The organism is Streptomyces sp. Ru72 (genome assembly GCF_002920635.1).
Classification (GTDB): Bacteria; Actinomycetota; Actinomycetes; order Streptomycetales; family Streptomycetaceae; genus Streptomyces.
Genome location: NZ_PQSR01000035.1, coordinates 14,964 through 40,575, shown reverse-complemented (window position 1 = coordinate 40,575; position 25,612 = coordinate 14,964). Strand labels below are relative to the sequence as shown.

At 71.8% G+C, this 25,612-nt stretch carries 23 protein-coding genes and 1 pseudogene; 17 read left to right on the top strand and 7 right to left on the bottom strand.

Annotated features, from left to right (window positions below):
* Positions 1 to 136: 136 nt before the first annotated feature.
* Complete coding sequence (locus tag C3488_RS18355; protein WP_103840729.1) at positions 137 to 1,738, top strand: MFS transporter; 1,602 nt, start codon at positions 137 to 139, stop codon at positions 1,736 to 1,738.
* A 141-nt stretch (positions 1,739 to 1,879) separates the two neighbouring features.
* Positions 1,880 to 3,070 carry an acyl-CoA dehydrogenase family protein gene (locus tag C3488_RS18350; protein WP_103840727.1) on the top strand — a complete coding sequence of 397 codons (1,191 nt, stop codon included), beginning with the start codon at positions 1,880 to 1,882 and terminating at the stop codon, positions 3,068 to 3,070.
* A 42-nt stretch (positions 3,071 to 3,112) separates the two neighbouring features.
* On the opposite strand, the gene C3488_RS18345 is transcribed toward C3488_RS18350, so the two are convergent.
* Positions 3,113 to 3,550, bottom strand: a complete 438-nt coding sequence (locus C3488_RS18345) for a cell division protein SepF (RefSeq protein WP_103840725.1) — start codon at positions 3,548 to 3,550, stop codon at positions 3,113 to 3,115.
* A 292-nt stretch (positions 3,551 to 3,842) separates the two neighbouring features.
* Between C3488_RS18345 and C3488_RS18340 the strand changes: the two genes are divergently transcribed.
* A complete protein-coding gene (locus tag C3488_RS18340) occupies positions 3,843 to 5,030 on the top strand; it encodes a DUF5685 family protein (RefSeq protein WP_181139074.1) in 1,188 nt (395 codons plus the stop codon).
* Between the two features lie 140 nt (positions 5,031 to 5,170).
* Entirely contained in the window at positions 5,171 to 6,448 is a 1,278-nt protein-coding gene (locus C3488_RS18335; protein WP_103840721.1) for a nitrate- and nitrite sensing domain-containing protein, read from the top strand.
* On the opposite strand, the gene C3488_RS18330 is transcribed toward C3488_RS18335, so the two are convergent.
* Positions 6,408 to 7,364 (bottom strand): ABC transporter substrate-binding protein, encoded by a 957-nt coding sequence (locus C3488_RS18330; RefSeq protein ID WP_103840719.1) that lies wholly within the window; start codon positions 7,362 to 7,364, stop codon positions 6,408 to 6,410. The genes C3488_RS18335 and C3488_RS18330 overlap by 41 nt on opposite strands.
* A gap of 418 nt (positions 7,365 to 7,782) precedes the next feature.
* Between C3488_RS18330 and C3488_RS18325 the strand changes: the two genes are divergently transcribed.
* The 8 genes and pseudogenes from C3488_RS18325 (at position 7,783) to C3488_RS18290 (ending at position 19,019) form a co-directional block, all read left to right on the top strand.
* Positions 7,783 to 8,631, top strand: coding sequence for an amino acid ABC transporter permease (locus tag C3488_RS18325; RefSeq protein WP_103840717.1), 849 nt, complete (start codon positions 7,783 to 7,785; stop codon positions 8,629 to 8,631).
* Positions 8,628 to 10,385 carry an FAD/NAD(P)-binding domain-containing protein gene (locus C3488_RS18320; protein WP_103840715.1) on the top strand — a complete coding sequence of 586 codons (1,758 nt, stop codon included), beginning with the start codon at positions 8,628 to 8,630 and terminating at the stop codon, positions 10,383 to 10,385. Before C3488_RS18325 ends, C3488_RS18320 begins: the two co-directional genes overlap by 4 nt.
* Before the next feature lie 33 nt (positions 10,386 to 10,418).
* Entirely contained in the window at positions 10,419 to 11,402 is a 984-nt protein-coding gene (locus C3488_RS18315; RefSeq protein ID WP_103840713.1) for an LLM class flavin-dependent oxidoreductase, read from the top strand.
* 139 nt (positions 11,403 to 11,541) lie between these two features.
* On the top strand, positions 11,542 to 12,324 hold the full coding sequence (locus C3488_RS18310; RefSeq protein ID WP_103840711.1) for a DUF1684 domain-containing protein: 783 nt from the start codon (positions 11,542 to 11,544) through the stop codon (positions 12,322 to 12,324).
* A 228-nt stretch (positions 12,325 to 12,552) separates the two neighbouring features.
* Positions 12,553 to 13,458 (top strand): S1 family peptidase, encoded by a 906-nt coding sequence (locus C3488_RS18305; RefSeq protein ID WP_103840709.1) that lies wholly within the window; start codon positions 12,553 to 12,555, stop codon positions 13,456 to 13,458.
* 173 nt (positions 13,459 to 13,631) lie between these two features.
* A pseudogene (locus C3488_RS41080) lies at positions 13,632 to 14,057 on the top strand (SPFH domain-containing protein); the annotation flags it as partial.
* Positions 14,058 to 14,616: 559 nt separating this feature from the next.
* Positions 14,617 to 18,048, top strand: coding sequence for a DNA polymerase III subunit alpha (locus C3488_RS18295; RefSeq protein ID WP_103840707.1), 3,432 nt, complete (start codon positions 14,617 to 14,619; stop codon positions 18,046 to 18,048).
* Positions 18,045 to 19,019, top strand: a complete 975-nt coding sequence (locus C3488_RS18290) for a hypothetical protein (protein ID WP_103840705.1) — start codon at positions 18,045 to 18,047, stop codon at positions 19,017 to 19,019. Before C3488_RS18295 ends, C3488_RS18290 begins: the two co-directional genes overlap by 4 nt.
* Positions 19,020 to 19,022: 3 nt before the next feature.
* Here the strand turns inward: C3488_RS18290 and C3488_RS18285 are convergent, their stop codons facing one another.
* Positions 19,023 to 19,397 carry a cupin domain-containing protein gene (locus C3488_RS18285; RefSeq protein WP_103840703.1) on the bottom strand — a complete coding sequence of 125 codons (375 nt, stop codon included), beginning with the start codon at positions 19,395 to 19,397 and terminating at the stop codon, positions 19,023 to 19,025.
* A 95-nt stretch (positions 19,398 to 19,492) separates the two neighbouring features.
* Between C3488_RS18285 and C3488_RS18280 the strand changes: the two genes are divergently transcribed.
* The 3 genes from C3488_RS18280 to C3488_RS18270 all read left to right on the top strand — a co-directional run bounded on the left by C3488_RS18280 (position 19,493) and on the right by C3488_RS18270 (position 21,636).
* A complete protein-coding gene (locus C3488_RS18280; protein ID WP_103840701.1) occupies positions 19,493 to 19,939 on the top strand; it encodes a MarR family winged helix-turn-helix transcriptional regulator in 447 nt (148 codons plus the stop codon).
* Positions 19,940 to 20,130: 191 nt separating this feature from the next.
* Positions 20,131 to 20,988 carry a triacylglycerol lipase gene (locus C3488_RS18275; RefSeq protein ID WP_103840700.1) on the top strand — a complete coding sequence of 286 codons (858 nt, stop codon included), beginning with the start codon at positions 20,131 to 20,133 and terminating at the stop codon, positions 20,986 to 20,988.
* A gap of 174 nt (positions 20,989 to 21,162) precedes the next feature.
* The gene (locus C3488_RS18270; protein ID WP_103840698.1) at positions 21,163 to 21,636 is read left to right on the top strand and encodes a GNAT family N-acetyltransferase; all 474 of its coding nucleotides are present in this window, start codon (positions 21,163 to 21,165) and stop codon (positions 21,634 to 21,636) included.
* An 80-nt stretch (positions 21,637 to 21,716) separates the two neighbouring features.
* Here the strand turns inward: C3488_RS18270 and C3488_RS41610 are convergent, their stop codons facing one another.
* On the bottom strand, positions 21,717 to 21,851 hold the full coding sequence (locus C3488_RS41610) for a hypothetical protein (RefSeq protein ID WP_103840696.1): 135 nt from the start codon (positions 21,849 to 21,851) through the stop codon (positions 21,717 to 21,719).
* Positions 21,852 to 22,023: 172 nt separating this feature from the next.
* Here C3488_RS41610 and C3488_RS18260 point away from each other — a divergent pair, with 172 nt between their 5' ends.
* Positions 22,024 to 22,650 (top strand): bifunctional 2-polyprenyl-6-hydroxyphenol methylase/3-demethylubiquinol 3-O-methyltransferase UbiG, encoded by a 627-nt coding sequence (locus tag C3488_RS18260; protein WP_103840774.1) that lies wholly within the window; start codon positions 22,024 to 22,026, stop codon positions 22,648 to 22,650.
* A 60-nt stretch (positions 22,651 to 22,710) separates the two neighbouring features.
* On the opposite strand, the gene C3488_RS18255 is transcribed toward C3488_RS18260, so the two are convergent.
* The gene (locus C3488_RS18255) at positions 22,711 to 23,211 is read right to left on the bottom strand and encodes a DUF402 domain-containing protein (RefSeq protein WP_103840694.1); all 501 of its coding nucleotides are present in this window, start codon (positions 23,209 to 23,211) and stop codon (positions 22,711 to 22,713) included.
* Positions 23,192 to 24,121 (bottom strand): GNAT family N-acetyltransferase, encoded by a 930-nt coding sequence (locus C3488_RS18250; protein ID WP_103840692.1) that lies wholly within the window; start codon positions 24,119 to 24,121, stop codon positions 23,192 to 23,194. Before C3488_RS18250 ends, C3488_RS18255 begins: the two co-directional genes overlap by 20 nt.
* A 71-nt stretch (positions 24,122 to 24,192) precedes the next feature.
* Here C3488_RS18250 and C3488_RS18245 point away from each other — a divergent pair, with 71 nt between their 5' ends.
* Entirely contained in the window at positions 24,193 to 24,561 is a 369-nt protein-coding gene (locus C3488_RS18245; RefSeq protein ID WP_181139073.1) for a GntR family transcriptional regulator, read from the top strand.
* A gap of 148 nt (positions 24,562 to 24,709) precedes the next feature.
* Here C3488_RS18245 and C3488_RS18240 read toward each other — a convergent pair whose 3' ends face one another.
* On the bottom strand, positions 24,710 to 25,498 hold the full coding sequence (locus C3488_RS18240; RefSeq protein WP_103840688.1) for a DUF72 domain-containing protein: 789 nt from the start codon (positions 25,496 to 25,498) through the stop codon (positions 24,710 to 24,712).
* Positions 25,499 to 25,612: the final 114 nt, after the last annotated feature.

The window sequence follows — 25,612 nt, the reverse complement described above, 5'->3', positions numbered from 1 at the left end:
GGGGGAACTCGCGTACGCTGACCACTCACTCGCTTCGTTGCGCGGGCCCGGAGTACCGCTCCTCCCGGCCGTTACCACGGGGACGTCCCCACCTCGTGGATCCGCCGAAACGAGGGACCATCTGGGAGGTACGTACATGTCCGGGACGACCACGGGCGCCGCTCGGCTGCGCCGTAGGACGGCCGGGGTGGGTGCCAACCGCTGGGTCGTGCTCGTCGTCCTCTGTGCGAGCCTGCTGCTCGTCGCCCTCGACGCGACCGTGCTGCACGTGGCGATGCCCGCCGTCACCGAGGATCTCAAGCCCGGCGCGATAGAACTGCTCTGGATCGTCGACACCTATCCGCTCGTCTGTGCCTCGCTGCTGATCCTGTTCGGCACACTGGGCGACCGGATCGGTCGCAGACGCGTCCTGCTGCTCGGCTACGGACTCTTCGGAGTCGCCTCGGGTGTCGCCGCCCTCGCCCAGGACGCCCAGGTGCTGATCACGGCGCGGGCGCTGCTCGGCGTGGGCGGCGCGATGATCATGCCGGCGACGCTGTCCATCCTGCGCCAGGTGTTCCCCGACCGGCGCGAGCGAGCGCTGGCGATAGGCGTCTGGAGCGCGGTGGCCGCCGTGGGCGCGGCGGTCGGTCCGCTGCTCGGCGGCTTCCTGCTCGAGCACTTCTGGTGGGGTTCGGTCTTCCTGATCAACATCCCGCTGATGCTGGTCAGTCTGCCGGTCGGACGGCTGCTGCTGCCCGAGTCGAGGGGGGAGCGGGACGGCCCGTGGGACGTGGTCGGTGCGCTCATGGCGGCGGGCGGTCTCTTCGGGCTGGTACTCGGAGTGAAGCGGCTCGGCGGCGGTGAGCCGCCGTTGGGCCCGGCCACCCTGCTGCCGTTGCTGGTGGGCGCGGTCCTGCTGACGGGTTTCGTACGGCGGCAGCGACGCCGCGCGCACCCCCTGGTGGACCTGAGGATGTTCGCGCGTCCGGCGTTCAGCACATCGGTGGGGTGCATCGTGCTGGCGATGCTCGCGCTGGTCGGCCTGGAGCTGATCGCGGCACAGTACCTGCAACTGGTGCTGCGTCTCTCGCCACTGCAGACGGGCCTCAGGCTGCTGCCGCTGACGTTCGCGGCGATGGCGGCGGGCCTGGTCGGCTCCCACCTGCTGCACCGGTTCGGCCCGCGCCGGATGGTCGCCTTCGGCTTCTGCCTCACGGCGGCGGCGGTGCTCCTGCTGACGGCGATGGGCGGGGAGGACGACCCGGCACTGCTGCTGTCCGGTTTCGTCCTGCTGGGCTTCGGGCTGGAGACCACGCTGTTCGCGGCGTACGAGTCGATGCTGAGCGAGGCGCCGCAGGAGCAGTCCGGCGGCGCGGCGGCGATCGGTGAGACGTCGTACCAGCTGGGCGCGGGCATCGGCATCGCGCTGCTGGGCAGCGTGATGAACGCGGCGTACGCGCCCAGGCTGTCCTCAGTGCCCGGAGTGCCGGCCGGGGCGTCACGGGCGGCGGGGCACTCGCTGGGCGAGGCGTACGAAGTGGCGGACCGGCTGGGCGGTGCGCGGGGCGCCGCACTGCGCACCGCCGCGCGGGACTCCTTCGTGCACGGTCTGCATGTGACGCTGCTGGTGAGTGCGGGGCTGTTGCTGCTGGGGGCCGTGATGGCCGTGAGGCTGCCGCGGGCGATGAACTGTGAGGCGCCTCCGGCCGCCGTGCCGACCTCGCGCGAGGCCGCCGACACGCGCGTCTCGGCGTAGCCACGGCCTTTCCCACCCCCTGCAACGAGGTGCCCGGGTGGGCCCGGCCCGGTACTGGACGTGGAGCGCGCCGCGCCGTAGCGTCGGCCCCGTCCAACTTGGCTAGCGCTGTTAGTTTTCAGTGTCACGGAGGCTGCCCCCATGACCGCGTCCTCGACGTTGCCACCCTTCGACCCGGCCGACCCGCTGGGGATCGACGACCTGCTGGACGCCGAGGACCGCGCCATCCGCGACACCGTACGGGCCTGGGCGGCGGACCGCGTGCTGCCCTTCGTCGCCGAGTGGTACGAGAAGGGCGAGCTGCCCGGCATCCGCGAGCTCGCCCGTGAGCTGGGCGGCATCGGCGCCCTCGGTATGTCCCTCAGCGGCTACGGCTGCGCGGGAGCCAGCGCCGTGCAGTACGGGCTCGCCTGCCTGGAACTCGAGGCCGCGGACTCCGGTATCCGGTCCCTGGTCTCCGTGCAGGGCTCCCTCGCCATGTACGCCATCCACCGCTACGGCAGCGAGGAGCAGAAGCAGCAGTGGCTGCCGCGCATGGCCGCCGGGGAGGTCATCGGCTGCTTCGGGCTCACCGAACCCGCCCACGGCTCCGACCCGGCCTCGATGCGGACGTACGCCAAGCGCGACGGCTCCGACTGGGTCCTCAGCGGCCGCAAGATGTGGATCACCAACGGCTCCGTCGCCGGGGTCGCCGTCGTCTGGGCGCACACGGACGACGGTATCCGCGGGTTCGTCGTCCCCACCGACAGCCCGGGCTTCTCCGCCCCGGAGATCAAGCACAAGTGGTCCCTGCGCGCCTCCGTCACCAGCGAGCTGGTCCTAGACGACGTACGGCTGCCCGCCGACGCCGTACTCCCCGGGGTCGCAGGACTCAAGGGACCGCTCAGCTGTCTGTCCCACGCCCGCTACGGGATCGTGTGGGGTGCCATGGGGGCCGCCCGGTCGTGCTTCGAGGCCGCCGTGGAGTACGCCAAGAGCAGGGAACAGTTCGGCAGGCCCATCGGGGGATTCCAGCTCACCCAGGCCAAGCTCGCCGACATGGCGGTCGAACTGCACAAGGGGATTCTGCTCGCCCACCATCTGGGGCGGCGCATGGACGCGGGACGGCTGCGTCCCGAACAGGTCAGCTTCGGCAAGCTCAACAACGTCCGCGAGGCCATCGAGATCTGCCGCACCGCGCGCACGATCCTCGGCGCCAACGGGATCTCCCTCGAGTACCCCGTGATGCGGCACGCCACCAATCTGGAGTCGGTTCTCACCTATGAGGGCACCGTCGAGATGCACCAGCTCGTGCTGGGCAAGGCGCTCACCGGACTCGACGCCTTCCGCTGACCCGGAACCCGGGAGCGGGCAGGGCCGGTGAGCGGCCCTGCCTCAGCTCTGGTTGAAGAAGCCGTCGCCCTGCCGGCTCGCGGTGTCGCCGCTGACGATCTCCGTGTTCGCCGGGGTCAGCAGGAACACCCGGCTGGAGACACGGTCGATCGAGCCGCGCAGGCCGAAGATCAGCCCGGCCGCGAAGTCGACCACGCGCTTGGCGTCGCCGGGCTCCATGTTGGTGAGGTTCATGATGACCGGGACCCCGTCCCGGAACAGCTCGCCGATGGCCCGGGCGTCCCGGAAGCTGTCCGGGGTGACCGTGCCGATCCGGCGGCCCTTCTCCTCCGCCGTGTCGGAGGCGACCTTGACGCGCGGGTCGGTCACCCAGGCGTCGCCGTGCTCCTGGTCCTCGGCGTAGTCGTCGTCGTAGTAACGCTCGTCATCGTTGTCGTCGACGAGGCCGAGCCAGGCACTCGCCTTGCGCACCGATCCCATGGACGCCTCCTCTCACAGCGGTCTTTTTCATGCCTTCCGCAACCCCATGGTCGTCCATGATGCGGATGTGGCGCCAAGGGGATAGACGCCGCGCGGGGGTTTCGTGACGGTACTGGTGCACAGCGGATCCGTCGAGAGGCCGTATGCCCCAAGAGTTCGGGCTCAGACGCCTGCTGACTATGAGTGAAATACGATTTGTCGCGGCGTCCGGGTGACGATGGGTGCGTACGGGTGAACGAGTCGGCGGATAATCTGCCGCAGCTCAACATCGTACGAGCCACGGGGGAGTGTCGTGTTCGGAATGGTCCGGCCCTGCCGTCACCGGATGAGCGAGGGCCTGAGGGCCCAGTGGATGGCGCACTTGTGCGGGCTGTGTCTCGCGCTGCGCCGGGACCACGGCCAGCTCGCGCGTGTCGTCACCAACTACGACAGCCTGCTGATCTCTGTTCTGACGGAGGCTCAGGCCGGGGGGTCCGCGGGGTGGCGGCGCACCGCCGGTCCGTGCCCGTTGCGCGGGATGCGCACCGCGTCCGTCGCGCGGGGCGAGGGGGCACGGCTCGCGGCCGCCGTGTCGCTGGTGCTCGCCTCCGCCAAGGTGCGCGACCACATGGCCGACGGAGACGGGTTGTTGGCGCGCGCGCCGGTCGCGTTCGCCGCACGCCGGGTGGCCCGGAACTGGGGCAGCGCAGGGGCCCGTACCGGCTCCGACGTCGGGTTCGACACCGCCGTGCTGGTGGACGCCGTGGAGCGGCAGGTGGGCATCGAGGCGCTCGCAGGGCCCGGCACTCCGCTCCTGGCCGTCACCGAACCGACCGAGACCGCCACCGCCGCCGCCTTCGCGCACACGGCGGTCCTCGCCGGGCGCCCCGGCAACGCCGCACCGCTCGCCGAGGCCGGCCGGCTCTTCGGGCGGCTGGCACACCTGCTGGACGCCGTGGAGGACCGGGAGGCGGACGCCGCGTCGGGCGGCTGGAACCCGCTGGCCGCTACGGGTACCTCACTGGAGGAGGCCCGTCGCCTCGCCGACGACGCGTTGCACGGGATACGCCTCGCGCTGCGCGAAGTGGCCTGGGGGTCCGGGGCCTTTCCGGAAGGACACAGCGGCGATGGGCGGCTCGCGCACGTCCTGCTCGTCCACGAGTTGCGGCGCTCGGTGGACCGGGCCTTCGGCACCGAGTCCTGCGGGCACGGCCCCCAGGGCGCCTTCGGCCCACCGCGGCAGGACGGTCCGCACACCACGGAGGACCTCTCGAAGCCCGGCAAGCGGGGCTTTCTGGCCGGCTGCGCGGTCGCCATGGGGCTGTGCTGCACCTGCCAGGTGTGCTGCGCCGACGAGTTCGAAGGACCGTGGTCGCGGAAGAGGCGCGAGGGATGGTGCAACAACTGCGACTGCGACTGTGGCGGTTGCGGCGACTGCTGTGAGTGCTGCGGCAACTGCTGTTCCTGCGGCGACGGATGTGACTGCGGCTGCGACTGCTGACGTCCGCTGCTTAAAAAGATGTCCCTCAGGTGAAACAAGCACATGATCTGGTGACCGGTGCGCCATGGTGATCGTTGGCCGGGGGCAGAACGATTTTCTGCCCCTCCGACCATTCGTCCTCCATATAAGGCACTTCATCAGTGGACGTCACACCCCCCACCACCCGCGCCAGGCTGCTGAGGTTCCTCGTCCTCGCCCTCGCCGTCCTGCTCGCCCTGCTCGGCGCGGCAGCCGCCCAGCAGATCTCCCGACACCGCGACGCGGCCGCCACCGCCGACCATGCCCGGCTCGAGACCGCCCTCCAGGGGCTCGTCCACGAGCTGCAGAAGGAACGCGGGCTGACCACCGGATACGTCGGCGGCGTACGGCAGTTCGGCGCGAAGCTGCCCGCGCAGCGCAGAGCCACCGACACCGCACGCGCCCGGCTGGAACGGGAGCTGCGGGGCCGGGACGATGCTGCCGCCGCCTCCGTGCGCGCGTCCCTGGGACGGCTCGACGGGCTGACCGCGATCCGCCGGCACGCCGACGACGGTACCGGCGCCTTCCAGGAGACCTTCGCCTCCTTCAGCACCGGCATCACCGTCCTCGACCGGGTCGAGCTCGGCCTCGACGACGTGTACGACGCCCGGCTCCGCGCCTCCTGCCGGGCGCTCGACATCCTCGGCGACGCCAAGGAGTCCGCGGACGAGGAGCGCGCCATCGTCCTGGGCTCGCTACGCGCCGGACGGTTCCGCGGCGACGACTACAACCGCTTCCTGCAGCTCCGTGCGGCCAGGCTCGCCGCCCTTGAGAGCTTTCCGCACTCGGCCACCGCGGCCCAGCGACGGCGCCTCGACGCCGTGTTCGGCACACCCGAGGCCGAACGCGCCCTCGCCTACGAGAGCGTCGCCGTGCACGCGGACGGCCGGCTCACCACGGCCGCCATTCCCCCGATCGCCTGGTGGGAGTCCATGACCTCCACCGACGACGGACTGCGCGCGGTGCAGATCTCGCTCGGCAAGGACGTGGAGGAGCGCGCCGCCGCACTCCGGAGCGCCGCCCAGCGCGATCTGCTGCTGTTCGTGCTGTGCGCGTTCGGCACCGTCGCAGCGCTCGGCCACCTCGCCCTCGACTGCGTCCGGTCCCTCTCGACTCCGCTCGCCTTCCTGGCCCAGCAGGCGCTGGAGGCGGCCGCCACACAGCCGCCGCGCGCCGTCGCCGCCGGGCGGCACGGCACTTGGGTCGAGCACCCGGGCCCGCCCGCACCACTCGCGGTCCCGGGCCGGGCCGGGGCGGAGGTGCGCCACGTCGCCGAGGCGTTCGACCGTGTGCAGCGCGTCGCCCTCGACCTCGCCACCGAGCTGCGCCCCGCGTCCCTTGACGACGGGGCGGAACCCGTCAGTTCCTCAGCTCCGGAGGTGAGATCTGCGACGTGCTGATCGCCGAGTCCGTCGTCCCCCACTTCTTCAGGATCTTCCCGTACGTTCCGTCGGCGATCAGACGGTTCACCGCGGCCTGGAACGCCGCTGCCAGTTTCGTGCCCTTCTTGAAGGCGAAGCCGACGTCGAGGCGGTGGTACTCGTTCAGGAACTTCAGCCCCGGCTGCTGGGCGACCGCGTACCGCAGGCCGTTGATCGTCGACATCACCACATCGCTGCGGCCCTGCTGCAGGGACGACCACAGCGCGCCCGACTCGCTGTACGTCTGCACGCCGTACGGCTTCTTGCCCGCGTCCGTGCAGACGTGCTTGTTCTCCTCCAGGGTCGCCTCGAAGGTCGTGCCGGCGCCGGTCGCCACGTTCAGCCCGCACAGCTGCTTCAGATCGGTGACCTTCTCGAGGTCGCTGTCCTTGCGGGCGGCGAAGCCCTGGCCGTCGTTGATGTAGGTGACGAAGTCGATCGCCCTGCGTCGCTCGTCGGTGACACCGAAGTTGCTCGCACCGAAGTCGTACTTGCCGCTGCCGAGCGCCGGCAGGATCGCCTCGAAGCTCGCCGGTTCGAGCTTCAGCCTGAGCCCGAGCGTCTTCGCGACGGCGTTCGAGAAGTCGATGTCCTGCCCGACGAGCGTCTTGCCGTCGTCCAGATAACTGGTGCCCGGCAACTGGCCGGAGACGGCGACCCCGACGGTCAGGTCGTGCACGCCCGCCGGCAGCAGCCTGGCGGCGGGCTCGTAGGCCTTGACGGCCGAGACCACGTCCGTGGCCGGGATCTTCCCGGTCCTGGCGGCGGCCCGGGCATCGGTACCGCCCGATCCCGACGTGCCGCCGGAACCGCACGCGGTGAGCGACAGAGCTGCCGAGACAGCAAGGGCAAAGGGGGTGAGAAGCCTCGTGTTTGTACGTGTCGACGTACGCATGGGTCAGGGGTCTCCTGGGAGCGGAAGTGACAGCGCGCGAGGGAACGCGAAGAGGGTCAGGGCGCGTGTGAAGGCGTGGAAAGCGCGTGGCGAACGCGAAAGAGGCCCTGCGGATCAGGGCGTACAGGGCGTCGGAAAGTGCAGGGCGTCAGCTCAACAGGAACAGGACCACACACGACCGAAGTCGATGTGGGAGCGGGTGACCAGCCGCTGCTGTGGGCGCATGTGCCAAGTGGAACAGGCATCCGTTACCCCGTCAACCGACTTGAGACGCACGGCCCACACTGTGGACGGCCTTGACAGCTCGGGGAAACGGCCACGTACGCTCAGGACACGGCCCTGCTGAGGGGCTCGGCCGTACAGGGCCTGTGTGAAGGCACCCACCCGTGTTCGACTCGACGTATCACGGAGCCTTCGCATGTCCTCCGAGACCCTCGCCAAACCGGCCGCGGCCGCCGATGAAGCCGCACCCCCACGTCTCGTCCCGCGGCGCCACCTCGGTCAGTGGGCCGCGGCCCTCGTGGTCCTGGTCCTGCTCGGCTTCGCCCTCGCCTCCATCGTGCGCAACGAGGCGTTCCAGTGGGACGTCGTCGGCGCCTACTTCACCTCCACCGCCGTCCTGCGCGGCCTCTGGCTGACCCTCTGGCTGACCGCGGTCGTCATGGGCCTCGGCTTCGCCCTGGGCACCCTTCTCGCCGCGGCCCGGCTGTCCGCCAATCCGGTGCTCAAGAGCGTCAGTTGGGGTTACGTCTGGCTGTTCCGCTCGGTGCCGATCCTGGTGCAGCTGCTGTTCTGGTTCAACATCGGCGCCCTGTACCCGCACATCCTCGGCGTGAAGACCGTGAACCTGTTCGGCCCGGTCACCGTCGCCGTCGTCGGTCTGACGCTGCACGAGGCCGCGTACGCCGCCGAAGTGGTGCGCGGCGGCATCCTCTCCGTCGACCGGGGCCAGATCGAGGCCGCGCAGGCTCTCGGCCTGAGCCGGTGGCAGCGCTGGTGGCGGATCGTGCTCCCGCAGGCGATGCGGTCCATCGTGCCCCCGGCCGCGAACATGCTGATCGGCACCCTCAAGGGCACGTCCATCGTCAGCGTCATCGCCGTGCAGGACCTGCTCTACTCGGCGCAGCTCATCTACCACCGCACCTACCAGGTCATCCCGCTGCTGATGGTCGCCACGCTCTGGTACGTCATCGTCACCTCGGTGCTCAGCGTCGGCCAATACCACGTGGAGAAGCACTACGCGCGCGGTGCGGAGCGCACACGATGAGCGGTGACCGACCTTCGCTGGTGATCGTGGGGGCCGGACCGCGGGGGACCGGTTTCCTGGAGCGGATCGCCGCCAACGCGCCCGCTCTCTACGCCGGTTCCGAGCTGGACGTGCACCTGGTGGACCCGTATCCGCCCGGCGCGGGACGCATCTGGCGCCAGGCGCAGTCGCCGCTGCTGTTGATGAACTCGCACGCCGAGGACGTCACCATGTTCACCGACGAGACGGTGACCATGCAGGGCCCGGTGCGCGAGGGCCCCACCCTGCACGAGTGGGCGGGCGTCGACGGGCGTCTGTTCGCCGAGAGGCAGCGGCAGGGCGCGTACCTGCGCTGGGTCTACGAGCAGGCGGTCGCCGCCCTGCCGCCCGGTATCCGCGTCCACCACCACCCCCGTTTCGCCGTCCGGGTCGACGGCCCGCGCGAGGGCCGGCAGCGGGTCTGGCTGGAGGGACGGGCCGAGCCGCTGACCGCCGACCTCGTGGTCCTCACACTCGGCCACCTCGACGCCGAACTCGACGGCGAGCAGAGGGCGTTGGCGTCGTACGCCCGCGCGCACGGCCTCGTCCATCTGCCGCCGGACTTCACGGCCGACAGCGACCTGTCACCGCTGAAGGCCGGTGAGCCGGTCCTCGTCCGCGGGTTCGGACTCGCCTTCGTCGACCTCATGGCGCTGCTCACCGAGGGGCGCGGCGGACGGTACGAAGGGGACACGTACGTGCCTTCGGGACGCGAACCCGTCCTGTACGTCGGCTCCCGGCGCGGCGTGCCCTACCACTCCAAGCTCGGCTACGGCTGGACGGGGGAGAGGCCGCCGCTGCCCCGGTTCTTCGGGCCCGCCGAGGTCGACGCGCTGCTCGCACGCCCCGAGCGCCTCGACTTCCGGCGCGACGTGTGGCCGTTGGTCGAGAAGGAACTGGGCTTCGCCCACTACCACCGGCTGTTCACCGCCCACCCCGGGCGCACCACGGTCGCCTGGAGGGACTTCGAGGAGAAGTACGCCGTCGCGGACGCGGCCTCGATGCCCGCGCTGGTGTCCGCCGCCGTCCCCGACCCCGCCGACCGGCTCGACCTGAGCGCCCTCGACCGTCCGCTGGACGGGGTGCGCCACGCCTCCTTCGACGACCTCCAGGACGGTCTGCGCCGCTACATCGAGGCCGACCTGACCCGGCGCCACGACCCTGCCCACAGCCCGGACCTCGCGGTCTTCCTCGGGCTGCTCTCCGTCTACGGGCAACTGGTGCGGCTCGGCGACATCGGACCCTGGTGGCACGGCTTCTTCAGCCACCTGGCCTCCGGTCCGCCAGGGCCCCGGCTGCGGCAGATGCTCGCGCTGTCCCGCGCGGGCGTCCTGAGGTTCCTCGGCGCCGACATGACCGTCACCACCGAGGACGGTGTCTTCCGGGCGTCGAGCGGCACCGTGCCCGGCGCGTTCGTCGAGGCCCGCGCGCTGGTCGAGGCGCGGCTGCCGCACCCCACGGTCGAGCGCACCCGCGACCGGCTGCTGCGGGAGCTGCACGCGGACGGCGCGGCCGCCACCGGCGAGGGACTGCTCGCCGTGGACCCCGCCGACGGGCGCGTCCTGGACCGCTCCGGCCGCCCGCATCCCCGGCGCTTCGCGCTCGGCCCGCACACCGACGCCCGGGGTTCCGGCGCGTTCACCCGGCCCCGTACGGGCGGGCCCGCGTTCCGGCAGAACGACGCGGCGGCACGGGCGGCACTCACCGTCCTGCGCGGCCGGTCCACGACGCTGTGACGCCCCATCAGCCACAGAAGGGTTTCACTCGAGATGACCTCATCCCACGGCCGGGGACTGCTGCACCTGGCCGCCGCCGTCGACCAGCGGGAGGCCCGTGATGTCGACCGCCATGTCGAGGCGGTACGGCTCGCGGAGCGCGGTGCGCTCGACTTCGTCACGCTCGGCGACCACTCCGCCTGGTCCGGCCCCCACCGATCCCTGGCCCCGGGCCCCGATGCGCTCGCCGTGCTGCACCGCGCCGCGGCCGCAACCCGCCGTATCGGCCTGGTGCCCAGCACGTCCGCGGAGCCGTCCCGTGTGCGGACGGCCCTCGCGACCCTCGACCGGGACAGCGGCGGCCGGGCGGGCCGGCACCTCGACCTGCCGGCGGCCGAGGGAGATACCCGGCTACGGGAGGGGTGGGAGGACTCCGGGTCGCCGCAGGGCCACCCGGTCCGCGTCGCCGACGCCACCGACGCGGGCACCCGTACCGACGTCGCCCGCCACGCCGACGTGGCACTCGCCCGCGTCACGAGCCCCGCGCAGGCCGCTGCTCTGCGCGACGAACTGCGGGACGCGGCACGCGAGTCCGGCCGTCAACCGGACGCCCTGCGCGTCCTGGCGAGCCTCGTCGTCGACCTCGGCGACGGCGAACACGCGGCCGAACCCGGATGGGGGTCCCCGCTGTTCATGGGGGTCCCCTCGCTCGAGCGAAGCCGAGAGCGGGGGAGAAGCCGAGAGCTTGGGGGAGGCGGGGGCATACCTCGGCAGACCGCGCACGGCCCCTTCTACCGCGGCGGCCCCGTCGGCCTGGCAGAACTGATCGCCCACTGGCACACGGCCGGTGTCGTCGACGGCTTCCACCTCAGGCCCGCCGAGCCGCGCCGTGACCTGGAGCGGCTCGTCAACGGCACGGTCGCGCTGCTCCAGCACCGCGGTCTGTTCCGCACCTTCTATCCGGGCAGCACGCTCAGGGAGCACCTGGGCCTGCGGCGGCCCGCCCCCCGGTACGTCGTGACGGGCGGAAGGTCATGATGCCGCGCTCTGCGCGACGTTCGCCCGAGGGACGGGTTCGTCCGATCGGGCGCCGCCGATGGGTTCTTCCTCGTACCGCATCCCACCACGCTGCGCTCGCACCCCGGGCGCACGTGTCCCATATGGAAGGGTTGACCACATGACGACGGACGCATCCGACGAGTGGAAGCAGTGGCACGAGCACCGCACCGCGCAGGTGTCGGAGCCGTACGGGCCGCTCGCGTTGACCGGTACCTACTGGCTGGAGGATTATCCGGACGGTCACATTCCGGGCATTCCCGGACGGTGGACGGACGACGGTGACGCGGTGGCACTGACGGCCGGTGAGACCGACGGACTGACGGTCGACGGGCGGCCCTTCACCGGTGAGGTCCGCCTGGACGCCGATACCGGGCCGGTGGGCGCGGCCCGCGTCGCGGCCGGCGAGCGCCGCCTGGTCGTCCTCGCCCGCGAGGGCGTGTGGGGCGTGCGCGACTACGACCCGGCAGCCCCGGCACGCCGGGACTTCCGGGGTATCGACGTCACGCCCCACGATCCGCGCTGGTCCGTCGAGGGGCACTTCACCCCGTACGGGGAGAGCCGCACCGTACGCGTCGAGAACGCCGACGGACGTCACCGCGGGCTCGGTCTCGGCGGAGTGCTCGCCTTCACCCTCGACGGGCAGGACCTGACCCTCCAGGTGTCGGTCGAGGGCGATGGCTCGCTGTGGGCCGTGTTCGCCGACACCACCAGCGGGGACACCAGTTTCCGCTTCCGGTTCCTGCGGCCGCCCGCACCCGATGCCGAGGGGCGCACGACCGTGGACTTCAACCGCGCGCTGCTGCCGCCCTGTGCCTTCGCGGACCACTTCGTCTGCCCGTTCCCACCGCCGGGCAACACGCTGGGTGTCGCGATCGAGGCGGGGGAGCGTGCCCTGCTGTAGACACAAGGCGTCACAGGGCCGCTGTCAATCCCTTGGAGCCCCAGAGAGGTTAAAGACTGCGCGGCCGAAAGGCGCCCTTGCGTCCTTCGGTCACGCGGCCGAATACTCCCCCACAGCGCTTGTCAGGGGCACGGCGTGTCCGGAATCCGGATGGCACGGCCCCCGGCTGCGACTCACGGGCCCCATCCCCCACGTGGGCCCCCGACTTCCCTTGGAGGGGAACGACAAGTGAGGTTCAAGCGCACCAACCCCACGAGCGGCATCGCGAGACGGACCCGGCTGATCGCCGTGGCCACCGGACTCCTGGCCGCCGCCGCGTTCACGGTCCCCAGCGCGAACGCGAGCTCCGCACAGACCTTCAGCGCGAACCAACTCACCAAGGCGAGCGACTCGGTGCTCAAGGCCGATGTCCCGGGCACCGCCTGGGCCGTCGACCCGAAGACGAACCGCGTCGTCGTCACCGTCGACAGCACGGTCTCGAACGCCGAGATCGCCAAGATCAAGCAGGAGGCCGGCGGCAACGCCGGTGCCCTCACGATCAAGCACACCCCGGGCAGGTTCAACAAGCTGATCTCCGGCGGCGACGCCATCTATGCGAGTAGCTGGCGCTGCTCGCTCGGCTTCAACGTGCAGGACAACAGCGGGAACTACTACTTCCTGACCGCCGGTCACTGCACCGACGGCGCGGGCACCTGGTGGTCGAACTCGTCGCACTCCACCACGCTCGGCACCACGGCCGGCTCCAGCTTCCCCGGCAACGACTACGGCATCGTGCGCTACACCAACAGCTCGGTGTCCAAGTCCGGCACCGTGGGCAGCGTCGACATCACGAGCGCGGCCACGCCCTCCGTCGGCACCACCGTCTACCGCCGCGGCTCCACCACCGGCATCCACAGCGGCCGCGTCACCGCGCTCAACGCGACGGTCAACTACGGCAACGGTGACATCGTCTACGGCCTCATCCAGACCACGGTGTGCGCCGAGCCCGGCGACTCCGGTGGCCCGCTGTACTCCAACAGCGGTGTCGCCTACGGTCTGACCTCCGGTGGCAGCGGCAACTGCACCTCCGGCGGCACGACCTTCTTCCAGCCGGTCACCGAGGCCCTGAGCGCCTACGGCGTCCACGTCTACTGACGCGGAGGACCTCCACGCCGGCACACCCGCACGGCTGACCTGCATCCGGCAGCAGGCGAGCCCCCGTACGCAACCCGCGTGCGGGGGCTCGCCCTTGTCGCGTCCCGGGTCTACCGCCGAGGCGGGCACCGGGCAAGCACCTGATGCGCCCACTTCGGACCCTGTGGGCCGGCATGGTGGAGGAGCCGGAGGCGGCGGGGGCGGCGCTCGCGTCCGCCGGCGCCGTCTACGCGATGGCGGCGGTCCGGGGCGTCGAGCAGTACGAGCCGGGACGGTGTTCCGCCTCGGGTGGCTCAGGCCGAGGTGCGGGGACCCGGGCTGACGCTGGTCGTGCCGTTCGCCGACCGGCTCCGCCGGGTCGACGTGCAGATCGTGACGATGCCGGTGCCCGCGCATGAGGGCATCACCCGCGACAACGTCACGGTCCGGGTGGACGCCGACGCGGAACTTTGGGCTTCGAAGAAGTCGGCGGAGGCGGCGCAGCAGATGGCCGAGACGCCCGTCGCGCTGCAACTGCGGCTGCTGCAGACGGTGGTGGCGGTGGCGCCGAGAAGAACTCCTCGCCGGTCCTGCCCTTCCCGGTGGAGCTGCTGCGGTTCCCTGGAGCGGACGCAGCGGCCGGTGGCGGGGTACCGCGGCAGACGCCGGAGGCGGCCGAGTCGTCGATGCAGGAGCAACGCGCGCTGCCCGCGGTCACCGGCTTGAACCAGAAACCTCAGAGGCGAAATCCAGCCAGGACTAGACCGCGCTGCCCGCATGGGGACAACCCTCGGATGCACCGCTTGTCGGGATCGCCGGCCGATGGATCGAGGGCGCCGGCCGCGACGGCCTGGGCAGGACCGTCTCCGTCGGCGGGTGCCCGGGGGTGCTCGGCGTCGCGGCGTGGCTGAGCATCGGGAGTTTCCGATCATCGGGAGTTTCCGAGCCGCGTTCACGCCGGTGCGGTGGGTGTCTCTGCCCCCGTGTGTCCGCGATCCGCAGGCGGGCGACCGTATGTCCGCACGCTCTTGCGCGGGTATTTTGTCCATGTTTGGGCAGGAGCGCGCGCCCGAAAGGTAGTCGTACGACAGTTCGAAAATTGGTCTATGGTGGTGGTGAGGGAGATGGGAACGGACGTTCGAGAGCCGTGTGAGTGGCTCACGGGTACGGGAGGTGCGTGTGCCGGGTTTCGCGCATCTGCACACCGCCTCCGGGTTCTCCCTGCGGTACGGCGCCTCACACCCGGAGCGGCTGGCCGAGCGCGCCGGTGAGCTGGGCATGGACGCCCTCGCGCTCACCGACCGGGACACCCTCGCGGGCACGGTCCGGTTCGTCCGGGCCTGCGCGGCGGCGGGGGTCCGGCCGCTGTTCGGGGCGGAGCTGGCGGTGGCGGGGTATGAGCCGGTGCGGCGCGAGAGACGCCGTACCCCCGTGCGCGGCGGTGCCTTCATCGACGAGTCGACACCCCGCGCGGTCTTCCTCGCCCGGGACGGCGCCCGCGGCTGGTCCGACCTGTGCCGCCTGGTCTCCGCCGCCCACACGCAGGACACCCCGCTGCTGCCCTGGGCCGACAACCACGCCGACGGTCTGACCGTCCTGCTCGGTCCCGACTCCGACGTGGGCCGCGCCCTCGCCGCCGGACGCCCGGACCGCGCGGCGAAGCTGCTCGCACCCTGGCGTGAGGTCTACGGCGACGCCCTGCGCCTGGAAGCCGTCTGGCACGGCCGCGCCGGCACCGGCCCCGGCTCCCTGCGCCTGGCCGCCCGCACCGTCGGCTTCGCCGCCGAGCAGCGCGTCCGGCCCGTGCTCAGCAACGCCGTCCGGTACGCCGACCCCGGCCTCGGCCCGGTCGCCGACGTCCTGGACGCCGCCCGCCGCCTGGTCCCCATCGACCCCACCAAGGAGCTGGACTCCGGCGAGGCCTGGCTCAAGGACGCGGGCGCCATGTCCGAGATCGCCGAGCGGGTGGTGGAGGCGGCCGGCTTCCGCCGCGACACCGCCCACCGCCTGCTGGAGCAGACCCGGGCCACGGCCGCCGAGTGCCTGGTCGACCCCGAGGACGACCTGGGCGTCGGCACCGTCCACTTCCCCGAACCACACCTCGTCGGCGCCGGCCGCCGCACCGCCCAGCGCGTGCTCGCCTCCCGGGCGGCGGCGGGCATGGTGCTGCGCGGCTACGCCGGCCGCCGGGACTACTGGGAGCGGATGCACGAGGAACTGGACATCATCGCCCACCACGGCTTCGCCTCCTACTTCCTCACCGTCGCCCAGGTCGTGGACGACGTGCGGAAGATGGGCATCCGGGTCGCCGCGCGCGGTTCCGGCGCGGGCTCCCTCGTCAACCACCTCCTCGGTATCGCGCACGCCGACCCCGTCGAGCACGGGCTGCTGATGGAGCGCTTCCTGTCCAAACGGCGCACCGCCCTGCCCGACATCGACATCGACGTGGAGTCCGCGCGCCGCCTCGAGGTCTACCGGGCGATCATCGACCGGTTCGGCACCGAGCGGGTCGCCACGGTCGCCATGCCGGAGACGTACCGCGTGCGGCACGCCATCCGCGACGTGGGTGCCGCCCTGTCCATGGACCCGGCCGAGATCGACCGCATCGCCAAGTCCTTCCCGCACATCCGCGCCCGCGACGCCCGCGCGGCGCTGGAGGAGCTGCCCGAGCTGAGGCGGCTGGCGGGGGAGAAGGAGAGGTACGGCAGGCTGTGGGAGCTGGTCGAGGCCCTCGACGCCCTTCCGCGCGGGGTCGCCATGCACCCGTGCGGGGTCCTCCTCTCCGACGCCTCCCTCCTTTCCCGTACGCCGGTCATGCCGACCAGCGGCGAGGGCTTTCCCATGTCGCAGTTCGACAAGGACGACGTGGAGGAGCTCGGGCTGCTCAAGCTCGATGTGCTCGGGGTGCGGATGCAGTCCGCGATGGCGCACGCCGTCGCGGAGGTGAAGCGGACCTCCGGCAGGCGGATCGACCTGGACTCCCTCGCGCCGGGCGACCCGGCGACGTACCGGCTCATCCGTTCCACCGAGACCCTGGGTTGCTTCCAGATCGAGTCGCCGGGCCAGCGGGACCTGGTCGGGCGGCTCCAGCCGGCCGGCTTCCACGACCTGGTCGTCGACATCTCCCTGTTCCGGCCGGGGCCGGTCGCGGCCGACATGGTGCGGCCGTTCATCGAGGCGCGGCACGGGCGGGCGCCCGTCCGCTATCCGCACCCCGACCTGGAGGAACCGCTGAAGGAGACGTACGGCGTCGTCGTCTTCCACGAGCAGATCATCCACATCGTCGACATCATGACCGGCTGCGGGCGGGGCGAGGCGGACCAGGTGCGGCGCGGGCTGTCCGACCCTCAGGCGCAGGGGCGGATCCGGGTGTGGTTCGCGCAGCGGGCGGCGGCGAACGGATACGACGCGGAAACGATCCAGCGGACCTGGGAGATCGTCGAGGCCTTCGGCTCCTACGGCTTCTGCAAGGCGCACGCGGTCGCCTTCGCCGTCCCCACGTACCAGTCCGCGTGGCTGAAGGCCCATCACCCGGCCGCCTTCTACGCGGGGCTGCTCACCCACGACCCCGGGATGTACCCGAAACGGCTGCTGCTGGCGGACGCGCGGCGCCGGGGCGTGCCGATCCTGCCGTTGGACGTGAACAAGTCGGGCGCCGCCCATCGCATCGAACTGGTGTCTGAATCGCCTGGTTCCGGCGGGCGTTGGGGCCTCCGCCTCGCCCTCTCCGACGTGCACGGCATCAGCGAGGCCGAGGCCAAACGGATAGAGGCCGGGCAGCCGTACGCCTCCCTCCTCGACTTCTGGGAGCGGGCCCGGCCGAGCCGACCCCTCGCCCAGCGGCTCGCGCAGGTCGGCGCGTTGGACGCGTTCGGCGCCAACCGCCGCGATCTGCAACTGCACCTGACCGAGCTGCACCGGGGCTCCCGTGGCGCGGGCGGCGGCCAGCTCCCCCTGGCCGGCGGGCGCAGGACCGCCCCGGCCGGGCTGCCCGACCTCACCGCTGAAGAACGGCTCAGCGCCGAGCTGGGAGTACTGTCCATGGACGCCTCGCGCAACCTGATGGACGACTACCGCACCTTCCTCGACGAGCTGGGCGTCATCTCGGCACGCCGGTTGCGTGACGCACGGCATGGCGAGACGGTGCTGGTCGCGGGCGCCAAGGCGGCCACCCAGACCCCGCCGATCCGGTCCGGCAAGCGGGTCATCTTCACCACGCTCGACGACGGCACGGGCCTGGTCGACCTCGCCTTCTTCGACGACTCCCACGACACCTGCGCCCACACCGTCTTCCACTCCTGGCTGCTGCTGGTGCGCGGGGTGGTGCAGCGGCGCGGGCCGCGCAGCCTCAGCGTGGTCGGCTCGGCCGCCTGGAACCTCGCCGAGCTGATGGAACTGCGGGCGGAGGGCGGCCTCGACGAGGTCGCGGCGCGGCTGGCGGAGCCCGTACCGGCCCCGCCGGACGGCGGCGACGGCGACGCGGCGAGGGGCCGGCGCATCCGGATGTCCACGGGGTACGAGATGAACCCCTGGGCCGACATGCGTCCCGCGGGCGAGGGCCCGGCGGGCGGAAGGAAGTTGTGGCACCAGAGTCCGGGGAGTGCGGGATGACCATCCTCTGCGTACGTTTCCAGCTGCCCGAGCTGTACGAGGCGGCCCTGCCGGGACTGCTCGGGCTCCTCGAGGAGTTCACGCCCGTCGTCGAGGCGCTGCCGCCCGACGCCGCGCTCGCCGACCTCGGGGGAGCGGAGCGGTACTTCGGCCGGGACGCCGTCGAGCTGGCCAGGCTGATCCGGGTACGGGCCCTCGCGCACCACGGGGTCGACTGCGCGATCGGGGCCGGGCCGGGGCCGATGCTGGCCCGTATGGCCCTCGGGGAGGCCGCGCCCGGGGAGATCCGGGTGGTGCCCGACGACCCGGACGCCATCACGGAGTTCCTGGCCGACCGCCCGGTGCGGGCGCTGCCCGGGGTCGGCGGCGCGACCGCCCGCACCCTGTGCGAGTACGGCCTCGACAGCATCGGCAGGCTCGCCGCCGCGCCCCTGTCGACGGTGCAGCGCCTCGTCGGCGCCCGGGCCGGCCGTGAACTGCACGAGAAGGCGCACGGCATCGACCGCGGCCGGGTCGTGCCCAACGCCGTGACCCGCTCGTTGGCCACCGAACGCACCTTCCGGCGCGACGAACTGGACCCGGACCGGCACCGCCGCGCCCTGCTGTCGGCCACCGAGGAACTGGGCGCCCGGCTGCGTGCCGTGGAGCGGGTGTGCGGCAGGCTCACCCTCACCGTGCGCTACGCCGACCGCTCCGCGACCACCCGCACCCGCGCCCTCGCCGAGCCGACCGCGCACTCCACTGCGCTCACCGCCGAGGCGTACCGCATGTACGAGGCGCTCGGCCTCCAGCGCGCCCGTGTCCGTGCGATCGCCCTGCGCGCCGAGGACCTGGGCTCCGCCGAACACGCGGCCCACCAGCTCACCTTCGACCCGGTGGACGAGAGGGTCCGCCGCATCGAGGAGGTCGCGGACCGCGCGCGGGCGAAGTTCGGGCCCCGGGCGGTGATACGGGGGTCCCTGGCCGCGTAGGCGTCAACTCGCCCAGGGGGGCGTGATACGCGTGCCGTCCGCGAGCACCGCCTCAAGGCCGATGGATGTGGTGACCCAGGAGACGGCCACCTCGTCCGTGGGGTTCTCGACTCCGAGGGTGGCGCCGGGATTGATGATCACCGTGTCACCCGCGGTGATCCGCTCGGTATGGCCGTCGAGGGTGATCAGCAGTTCGCCGCTGAGCAGGTGGAAGATCTCCTCCCGGCTGACTGTGTGGAGGGGGGCGCGGGTCCCCGCCGGGATCTCACCGCGCCACGCGCACAGCTCCTTGCTGCCGGTCAGGGGGGTGGCGTACGAGACGAAGCGGGCGCCGTGCAGTTCATGGGTGACGGCTCGGGAAGGGCGGACGACGGGCATGGGCGCCTCCGAAAGTGGTCAAGCTGCTTGACTAATCGCTGTGCCCCCATGGTCAACCTGCTTGACCATTCCGTCAAGGGTGTTTCAATGCCCTCGTGCAGAACTCCGAGGCCATCTCCCTGTCCGCAGCCCTGCTCGCCGTCGCGGGTGAGCTCACACAACGCATTCATGACGGCGTTGTCGCGCGCGGCTTCGAAGGACTGCGACCCGCGCACGGGTTCGCCTTCGCGCGGCTGGCCCCGGATGGCGCGACGGTCACCGAGTTGGCCGCCCATCTGGGCGTGACCAAGCAGGCCGCCAGTCAGCTCGTCGAGGAGATCGTGCGCAAGGGGTACGCCGAGCGGCGGCCGCACCCCGGTGACGCGCGGGCGCGGCTGATCGTGCTCACCGGCCGCGGATGGGCCTGTACGCGGGCCGCCGAGGAGGCCGCGGCGGACGCCGTGCGGCCATGGGTGGAGCTGCTGGGGGAGCGTGAAATCCGCGCGCTGCAGCGCCAGTTGCTGCGTATCGCGCCCTATGGGCCGGTCAAGCCCGTCTGGTGACGGGTCGCCGCATACGTTCAGGGCATTACCAGCAATCGCTGCCGCGGTCAGCTATCACTGGAAGTTTTTACCGACGCGTAACTTCACTTGTCTGCTACTCGTTCGTAACTTGACGAGTGAACAGCATCCCGTGATCCGGATCACAGGGCGCAAGGTCGTCGCTTCTCCCCGAGCCGCAAGGAGATCACCCGATGCTGCCCTGGAAACGCCTGCTCAGACCCCTTGCCGCCCTGGCGCTGACCGCGGCGGTCGCCTTCGTCCCCGCCGCCACCGCCGAGGCCGCCGCCCCCAGCACAGGCTGGAACGACTACTCCTGCAAGCCGTCCGCCGCCCACCCCCGCCCGGTCGTGCTCGTCCACGGGACCTTCGCGAACGCGGTCGACAACTGGCTGGCCTTCGCGCCCTACCTGGAGGACCGCGGCTACTGCGTCTTCTCGCTCGACTACGGTCAACTCTCAGGCGTCCCGCTCTTCTACGGCCTCGGCCCCATCGACCAGTCCGCGCAGCAACTGTCCGTCTTCGTCGACAAGGTGCTCGCCGCGACCGGCGCCGCCAAGGTCGACATCGTCGGCCACTCCCAGGGCGGCATGATGCCCCGCTACTACCTCAAGTTCCTCGGCGGCGCCGCCAAGGTGAACGCCCTCGTCGGCATCGCGCCCGACAACCACGGCACCACCCTGGACGGACTCACCAACCTGCTGCCGTACTTCCCCGGCGCGCAGGACCTTCTCTCCGCGGCCACGCCCGGGCTCGCCGACCAGATCGCCGGGTCCGCCTTCCTCGCCAAGCTCAACGCGGGGGGCGACACCGTGGCCGGCGTCCACTACACGGTCATCGCCACCAAGTACGACGAGGTGGTCACGCCGTACCGCTCCCAGTTCCTGAGCGGATCCGACGTCCACAACGTGCTGTTGCAGGACCTGTGCGGGGTGGACCTCTCGGAGCACGTGATGATCGGGCTGTCCGACCGCATCGCCTTCCATGAGGCGGCCAACGCCCTCGACCCCGCCCACGCCACCGCCACCACCTGCGCGTCGGCGTTCAGCTGAAGCGCCACCGGGGCCTGTCCGGCCTGAGCCGCCGGACAGGCCCCGGAGTGAGGGGCGAACAGCAAGCTAGCCGCAGGAAGCCGTGAAATCCCCTGTTCAGGGCCGGTGGTGGAGATCCTTATGGTGCCGTTAAGGGAGTGCTGAGCCTGCGATCAGCCAAGTACCGTTCGGCCCATGACAGATGCCACGGAAGACGCCGGTACGCCCGAGGGGATCAGGCCGGCCCTCGCCGCCGATGTGCCGGCCGTACGGGCCGTGACGGATGCCGCGTACCACCACTACATCGCGCGTATCGGAGTGGTGCCCAAGCCGATGGAGGCCGACCACGCCGACGACGTGGCCGCGGGGCGGGTGTTCGTGACGGGAGAGCCCGTGAACGGGCTCGTGGTGGTGGAGGCGTTCGAGGACCATCTCTTCCTCGACAGCATCGCCGTGCACCCCGGCGCCCAGGGGCTGGGCGTGGGGCGCAGGCTGCTCGCCTTCGTGGACGCACACGCGCGTACGCTCGGCCTGCCCGAGGTCAGGCTCTACACGAACGCGCTGATGTGGGAGAACCAGAAGATCTATCCGAAGTACGGATACGAGGTCGTCGAGCGCCGTGTCGACGGGCCGTACGACCGAGTCCACTACCGCAAGCGGCTGGGCTGAGGGCATCAGCGCCCGGTCTGGATCGCTTTCCGTGTCTTTCGCGGGGGCACGGCACCTCGTGACGGTCGGTACGCCCCGGGTCAGCCGTCCGGCCACCAGATGCGGGCGATGTCCTTGCGGACCTCCGGGCGCTCCGTGGGGCGCTCGTCGGCCTCCTCGCGCGTCCGGCGGGAGTCGGTCCTCTTCAGGGGCTTGTGCACGGTCACTCGGCGCATGGCTGCCTCCTTGTGCCTACCGGGTTCCGCGTTTGCGCGGAGGTAGACCCTTTCGGCGAGGGTTCCTCATCGGTCGAGGTATGTCTGTGGCGGCTGTCACGATTCGACTGTCAGTGGTGGCTGTCACCCTGGCGTCATGGACCGAGACATCAACACGAACATGACCAGGAACATGGCCAGGAACAGCGGAGCCCAAACCTCCGTGGGCACGGACCCCGGCGTGGACTGGGACGCCGAGGCCGCCACCTTCGACGCCGAACCGGACCACGGCCTGCGCGACCCGGCGGTGCGCGAGGCATGGGCCGCCCGGCTGGGTACGTGGCTGCCGCGGCGGGCCGGTGACGTCCTGGACCTCGGCTGCGGCACCGGCAGCCTGTCACTGCTCGCCGCCGAACAGGGACACCGGGTGACAGGGGTCGACCTGTCACCGGCCATGGTCGCGCGTGCCCGCGCCAAGCTCGCCGGACGCGACGCGGTGTTCCTCGTCGGCGACGCGGCGGCGCCGCCGGTCGGCGAACAGCTCTTCGACGCCGTCCTCGTCCGCCATGTGCTGTGGACCCTGCCCGACCCCGGCCGCGTCCTGCGCCACTGGCGGGGACTGCTGCGCCCCGCCGGCCGCCTGGTGCTGGTGGAGGGCGTGTGGGGGACGGTGAGCCCGGTCGGCATACCCGCCGACCGCCTGACCGCTCTCCTCGCGCCTCTCGCCCAGGACGTACGCCTCGAGCGGCTGTCGGACGACGCGCGGCTGTGGGGGAGGGAGGTGGACGACGAGCGGTATGCGGTGGTGGCGGTCGTCTGACGGGCGGCTCGATGCGGACCGCTCGGTGCGGGTCAGCGCACGCGGGTCAGCGCACGCGGGTCAGTGCAGCAGAGCCGCGAAGCTTCCCTCCTTGGCCAGGAGTTCGAGCTCGTCCAGGGCGCTCACCGCGGCCGCCGCGGCTTCCGGGTCCCTGGCCGCGAGGCCGCTCGCCGCGAACTCGTCCTCGTCCAGGCGCAGTACGGCCGTGCCGTCCGCCGAGCGCCACAGGTCCAGGTCGAGGTCCTCCACGACGAGTTCGGAGCCGGAGACCGTGGCGGGGCGGGTGATGTCGCAGTACCAGCCCTTGAGCGTGCCCCGCGCGTCCCTGACCTCCTTCACCGCATACCACCGGTCGCGCCAGTAGTACTCGGTGAAGACGTCACCGGGCTCGAACCGCACGAAGCCGAAGTCGCGGACGCCGTCGCCCGCCCAGGGAGCGCGTACGGCGATCCGGTTGCCGTCGTCGGCCACGAGCTCGCCCCTGTAACGGATCTTCGTACGGCCCGCCTTGACCAGGACGACGTCCACCGGGGTCGCCGTCTCAGCCGAGTTCGCGGACATGGCGCACCTCCGTGCCGCAGATCTCGTAGCCGAACCCCTTGTTGATCGCGATCATCGGGCCGTTGCCCGCGTCGTTGCCCGTGAACGCCTCCGTGTACCCGGCGGCACGGGCACGGTGCAGGGAGTGGTTCTTGGCGAGCTTGGCGAGGCCCCGGCCGCGGAAGGCGCGGGCCGTACCGGTCATCACGGTGCCGTAGCGGGTGTCGCCGTCGGTGCGGGCCGCGCTGAACGCCACGGGGCGGCCGTCGACCACCGCCACCGAGGTCAGCTCGGGGCTGAAGAGGGGGTGGCGCCAGGTCTCCTCGAGCCAGGCCTCGTAGTCGGTGAACTCGTATGCGATGTCGCTCGGCTCGTCGGACATCGTCTCCGCGTCCAGTTCGAACAGGGGGCGAGGGTCGTCCGCGAAGTCCGCGCCGGTGCGCAGCTCGACGCCCGGCGGGGGGTCCTGGAGTGGGGGCAGGGTGCCGTTCGCCAGATCCAGGCGGAGGAAGTGGGCGGAGCGACTGCGCTTGTAGCCGTGCCGTTCCGCGAAGGCGCGGTTGCCGGGCTCGTCCAGGACCCAGGCGAAGATCCTGGTGGCGCCCACGGAGGCCAGGTGCTCCTCGGCGGCGCGGACGAGGAGCGTGCCCGCGCCGCGGCGGGTGCGTTTGGGGTGCACGTAGATGTTGAGGTTGCCCTGGCCGGGCTCCCGGCTCTCATGGGCGAGGTGGACCTGGGCCGTGCCGATGATCTCGCCGTCCTCCTCGGCCACGAGCGGGCGGTAGCGGACGTCGGCATGCATGTGGGCGGCGTCGTAGGCGATGGACTCCGGGGTGAACAGGATGAAGGGGAGGGCGAGTCGCCGGACCCGGGCGAAGCCCTCGGTGTCGGCTCGTACGTCGGGACGGAGGTCGCGCACGATCACTGTCATGGGGGCGCACGGTATCCGGGTCGGGCGCGGGGATGCCTCTCATTTTCCGGTGGGTGCGGGAGAATCGGGCCGTGACCTTGAAGATCCACATCGATGGGAGCGCGCCACCGTACGAACAGGTGCGGGCGCAGATCTCCGAGCAGGCCCGGGCGGGGGCGCTGCCGGTCGGGTACCGGCTGCCGACCGTACGGGGGCTGGCCGAGTCCCTCGGCCTCGCGGCGAACACGGTGGCGAAGGCGTACCGGGCGCTGGAGGAGGACGGCGTGATCGAGACACGGGGGCGCAACGGCACGTTCGTGGCTGCCGCAGGCTCGGCCGCGGAGCGAGAGGCGGCTGCCGCCGCCTCCGCCTACGCCGAAAGGGCGCGACGGCTGGGACTGGGCGAGGAGGCGGCGTTGGCCGCTGTGCGGGATGCCCTGCGGGCGGCCTACGGGCGTTGAGCAGTGCGGTCGGCCGGCCGCCGGGTGGCGGGGAGGGTTCGGCAGCCGCCCCACTGCCTCGACGGCGTGGGGGACCCCAGCTCCGCCGTCGTGGCTGATCGCCGTTGTGCGGTGGAAAGAGGCGACCCACCGCTGCGGCGGGAGGCGGTCACGTCGCCGTGTCCGCGGCTGGGGCGGGCAGCTTTCGAGGCGTGCGTGTCACCCGCATGCCCGCCGTGGTCGCCAACCGCGCGAACACCGTCGCGTCCAGGACCGCCGCCGCGTGCGGGTCGTTGTTGAAGTAGGCGTAGACGTCCACCTCCTCCGGCCACACCGCCCCGATCCGCTGGACCCACGTCGTCAGGGACCGGCGGCCGTAGCGGGGCCACGGGCGGGCCCGCCCCGTGTGGAAGCGGATGTAGCCCCAGTCCGTGGTGCGCCACAGCGGGGTGACCGGGCGGGACAGGACGTCGGCCCAGCACAGGGCGGCGCCCCGCGCCTCCAGCACGGCGCGCACCTCGGGGGTCCACCAGGAGTCGTGGCGTGGCTCCACCGCGACCCGGGTGCCGGACGGGAAGCAGGCGAGGCAGTCGTCCAGGAGCGCCGGATCCGCGCGCAGGGTGGGCGGGAGCTGGAGCAGGACCGGGCCCAGGCGGCTGCCGAGCCCGGCCGCGTGGCTCATCAGACGGTGCACCGGCTCCTCGGGCTCCTTGAGCCGCTTGATGTGCGTCAGGTAGCGGCTCGCCTTCACCGCCACCACGAAGTCCGCCGGCACCCGCTCCCGCCAGGCCTCGAACGTCTCCCGCGACGGCAGCCGGTAGAACGCGTTGTTGACCTCCACCGTGGCGAACCGCGTCGCGTACTCCTCCAGCCACAGCCGCATGGGGACGTCCGCCGGGTAGAGGACGTCCCGCCAGTCCCGGTACTGCCACCCCGACGTGCCGACGAACAGGGTCATATGTCCATCAAAGCACCGGTCGCCGTGGCGGCGCCGGTCGTGCCCCCGGCTCCGGGTGTCGACGCCGGTCCCGGCCCCGCTCCAGGCGTCGTACCCGGCGGCGGCTTCGTGCCC

Coding starts and splice junctions, on each gene's coding strand:
- C3488_RS18260 (WP_103840774.1), top strand. CDS start 22,024: ATGGCCAGGAACAGCGGAGCCCAAACCTCCGTGGGCACGGACCCCGGC.
- C3488_RS18330 (WP_103840719.1), bottom strand. CDS start 7,364: ATGCGTACGTCGACACGTACAAACACGAGGCTTCTCACCCCCTTTGCC.
- C3488_RS18345 (WP_103840725.1), bottom strand. CDS start 3,550: ATGGGATCGGTGCGCAAGGCGAGTGCCTGGCTCGGCCTCGTCGACGAC.
- C3488_RS18250 (WP_103840692.1), bottom strand. CDS start 24,121: ATGACAGTGATCGTGCGCGACCTCCGTCCCGACGTACGAGCCGACACC.
- C3488_RS18350 (WP_103840727.1), top strand. CDS start 1,880: ATGACCGCGTCCTCGACGTTGCCACCCTTCGACCCGGCCGACCCGCTG.
- C3488_RS18310 (WP_103840711.1), top strand. CDS start 11,542: ATGACGACGGACGCATCCGACGAGTGGAAGCAGTGGCACGAGCACCGC.
- C3488_RS18290 (WP_103840705.1), top strand. CDS start 18,045: ATGACCATCCTCTGCGTACGTTTCCAGCTGCCCGAGCTGTACGAGGCG.
- C3488_RS18355 (WP_103840729.1), top strand. CDS start 137: ATGTCCGGGACGACCACGGGCGCCGCTCGGCTGCGCCGTAGGACGGCC.
- C3488_RS18270 (WP_103840698.1), top strand. CDS start 21,163: ATGACAGATGCCACGGAAGACGCCGGTACGCCCGAGGGGATCAGGCCG.
- C3488_RS18285 (WP_103840703.1), bottom strand. CDS start 19,397: ATGCCCGTCGTCCGCCCTTCCCGAGCCGTCACCCATGAACTGCACGGC.
- C3488_RS18320 (WP_103840715.1), top strand. CDS start 8,628: ATGAGCGGTGACCGACCTTCGCTGGTGATCGTGGGGGCCGGACCGCGG.
- C3488_RS18315 (WP_103840713.1), top strand. CDS start 10,419: ATGACCTCATCCCACGGCCGGGGACTGCTGCACCTGGCCGCCGCCGTC.
- C3488_RS18240 (WP_103840688.1), bottom strand. CDS start 25,498: ATGACCCTGTTCGTCGGCACGTCGGGGTGGCAGTACCGGGACTGGCGG.
- C3488_RS18275 (WP_103840700.1), top strand. CDS start 20,131: ATGCTGCCCTGGAAACGCCTGCTCAGACCCCTTGCCGCCCTGGCGCTG.
- C3488_RS41610 (WP_103840696.1), bottom strand. CDS start 21,851: ATGCGCCGAGTGACCGTGCACAAGCCCCTGAAGAGGACCGACTCCCGC.
- C3488_RS18325 (WP_103840717.1), top strand. CDS start 7,783: ATGTCCTCCGAGACCCTCGCCAAACCGGCCGCGGCCGCCGATGAAGCC.
- C3488_RS18255 (WP_103840694.1), bottom strand. CDS start 23,211: ATGTCCGCGAACTCGGCTGAGACGGCGACCCCGGTGGACGTCGTCCTG.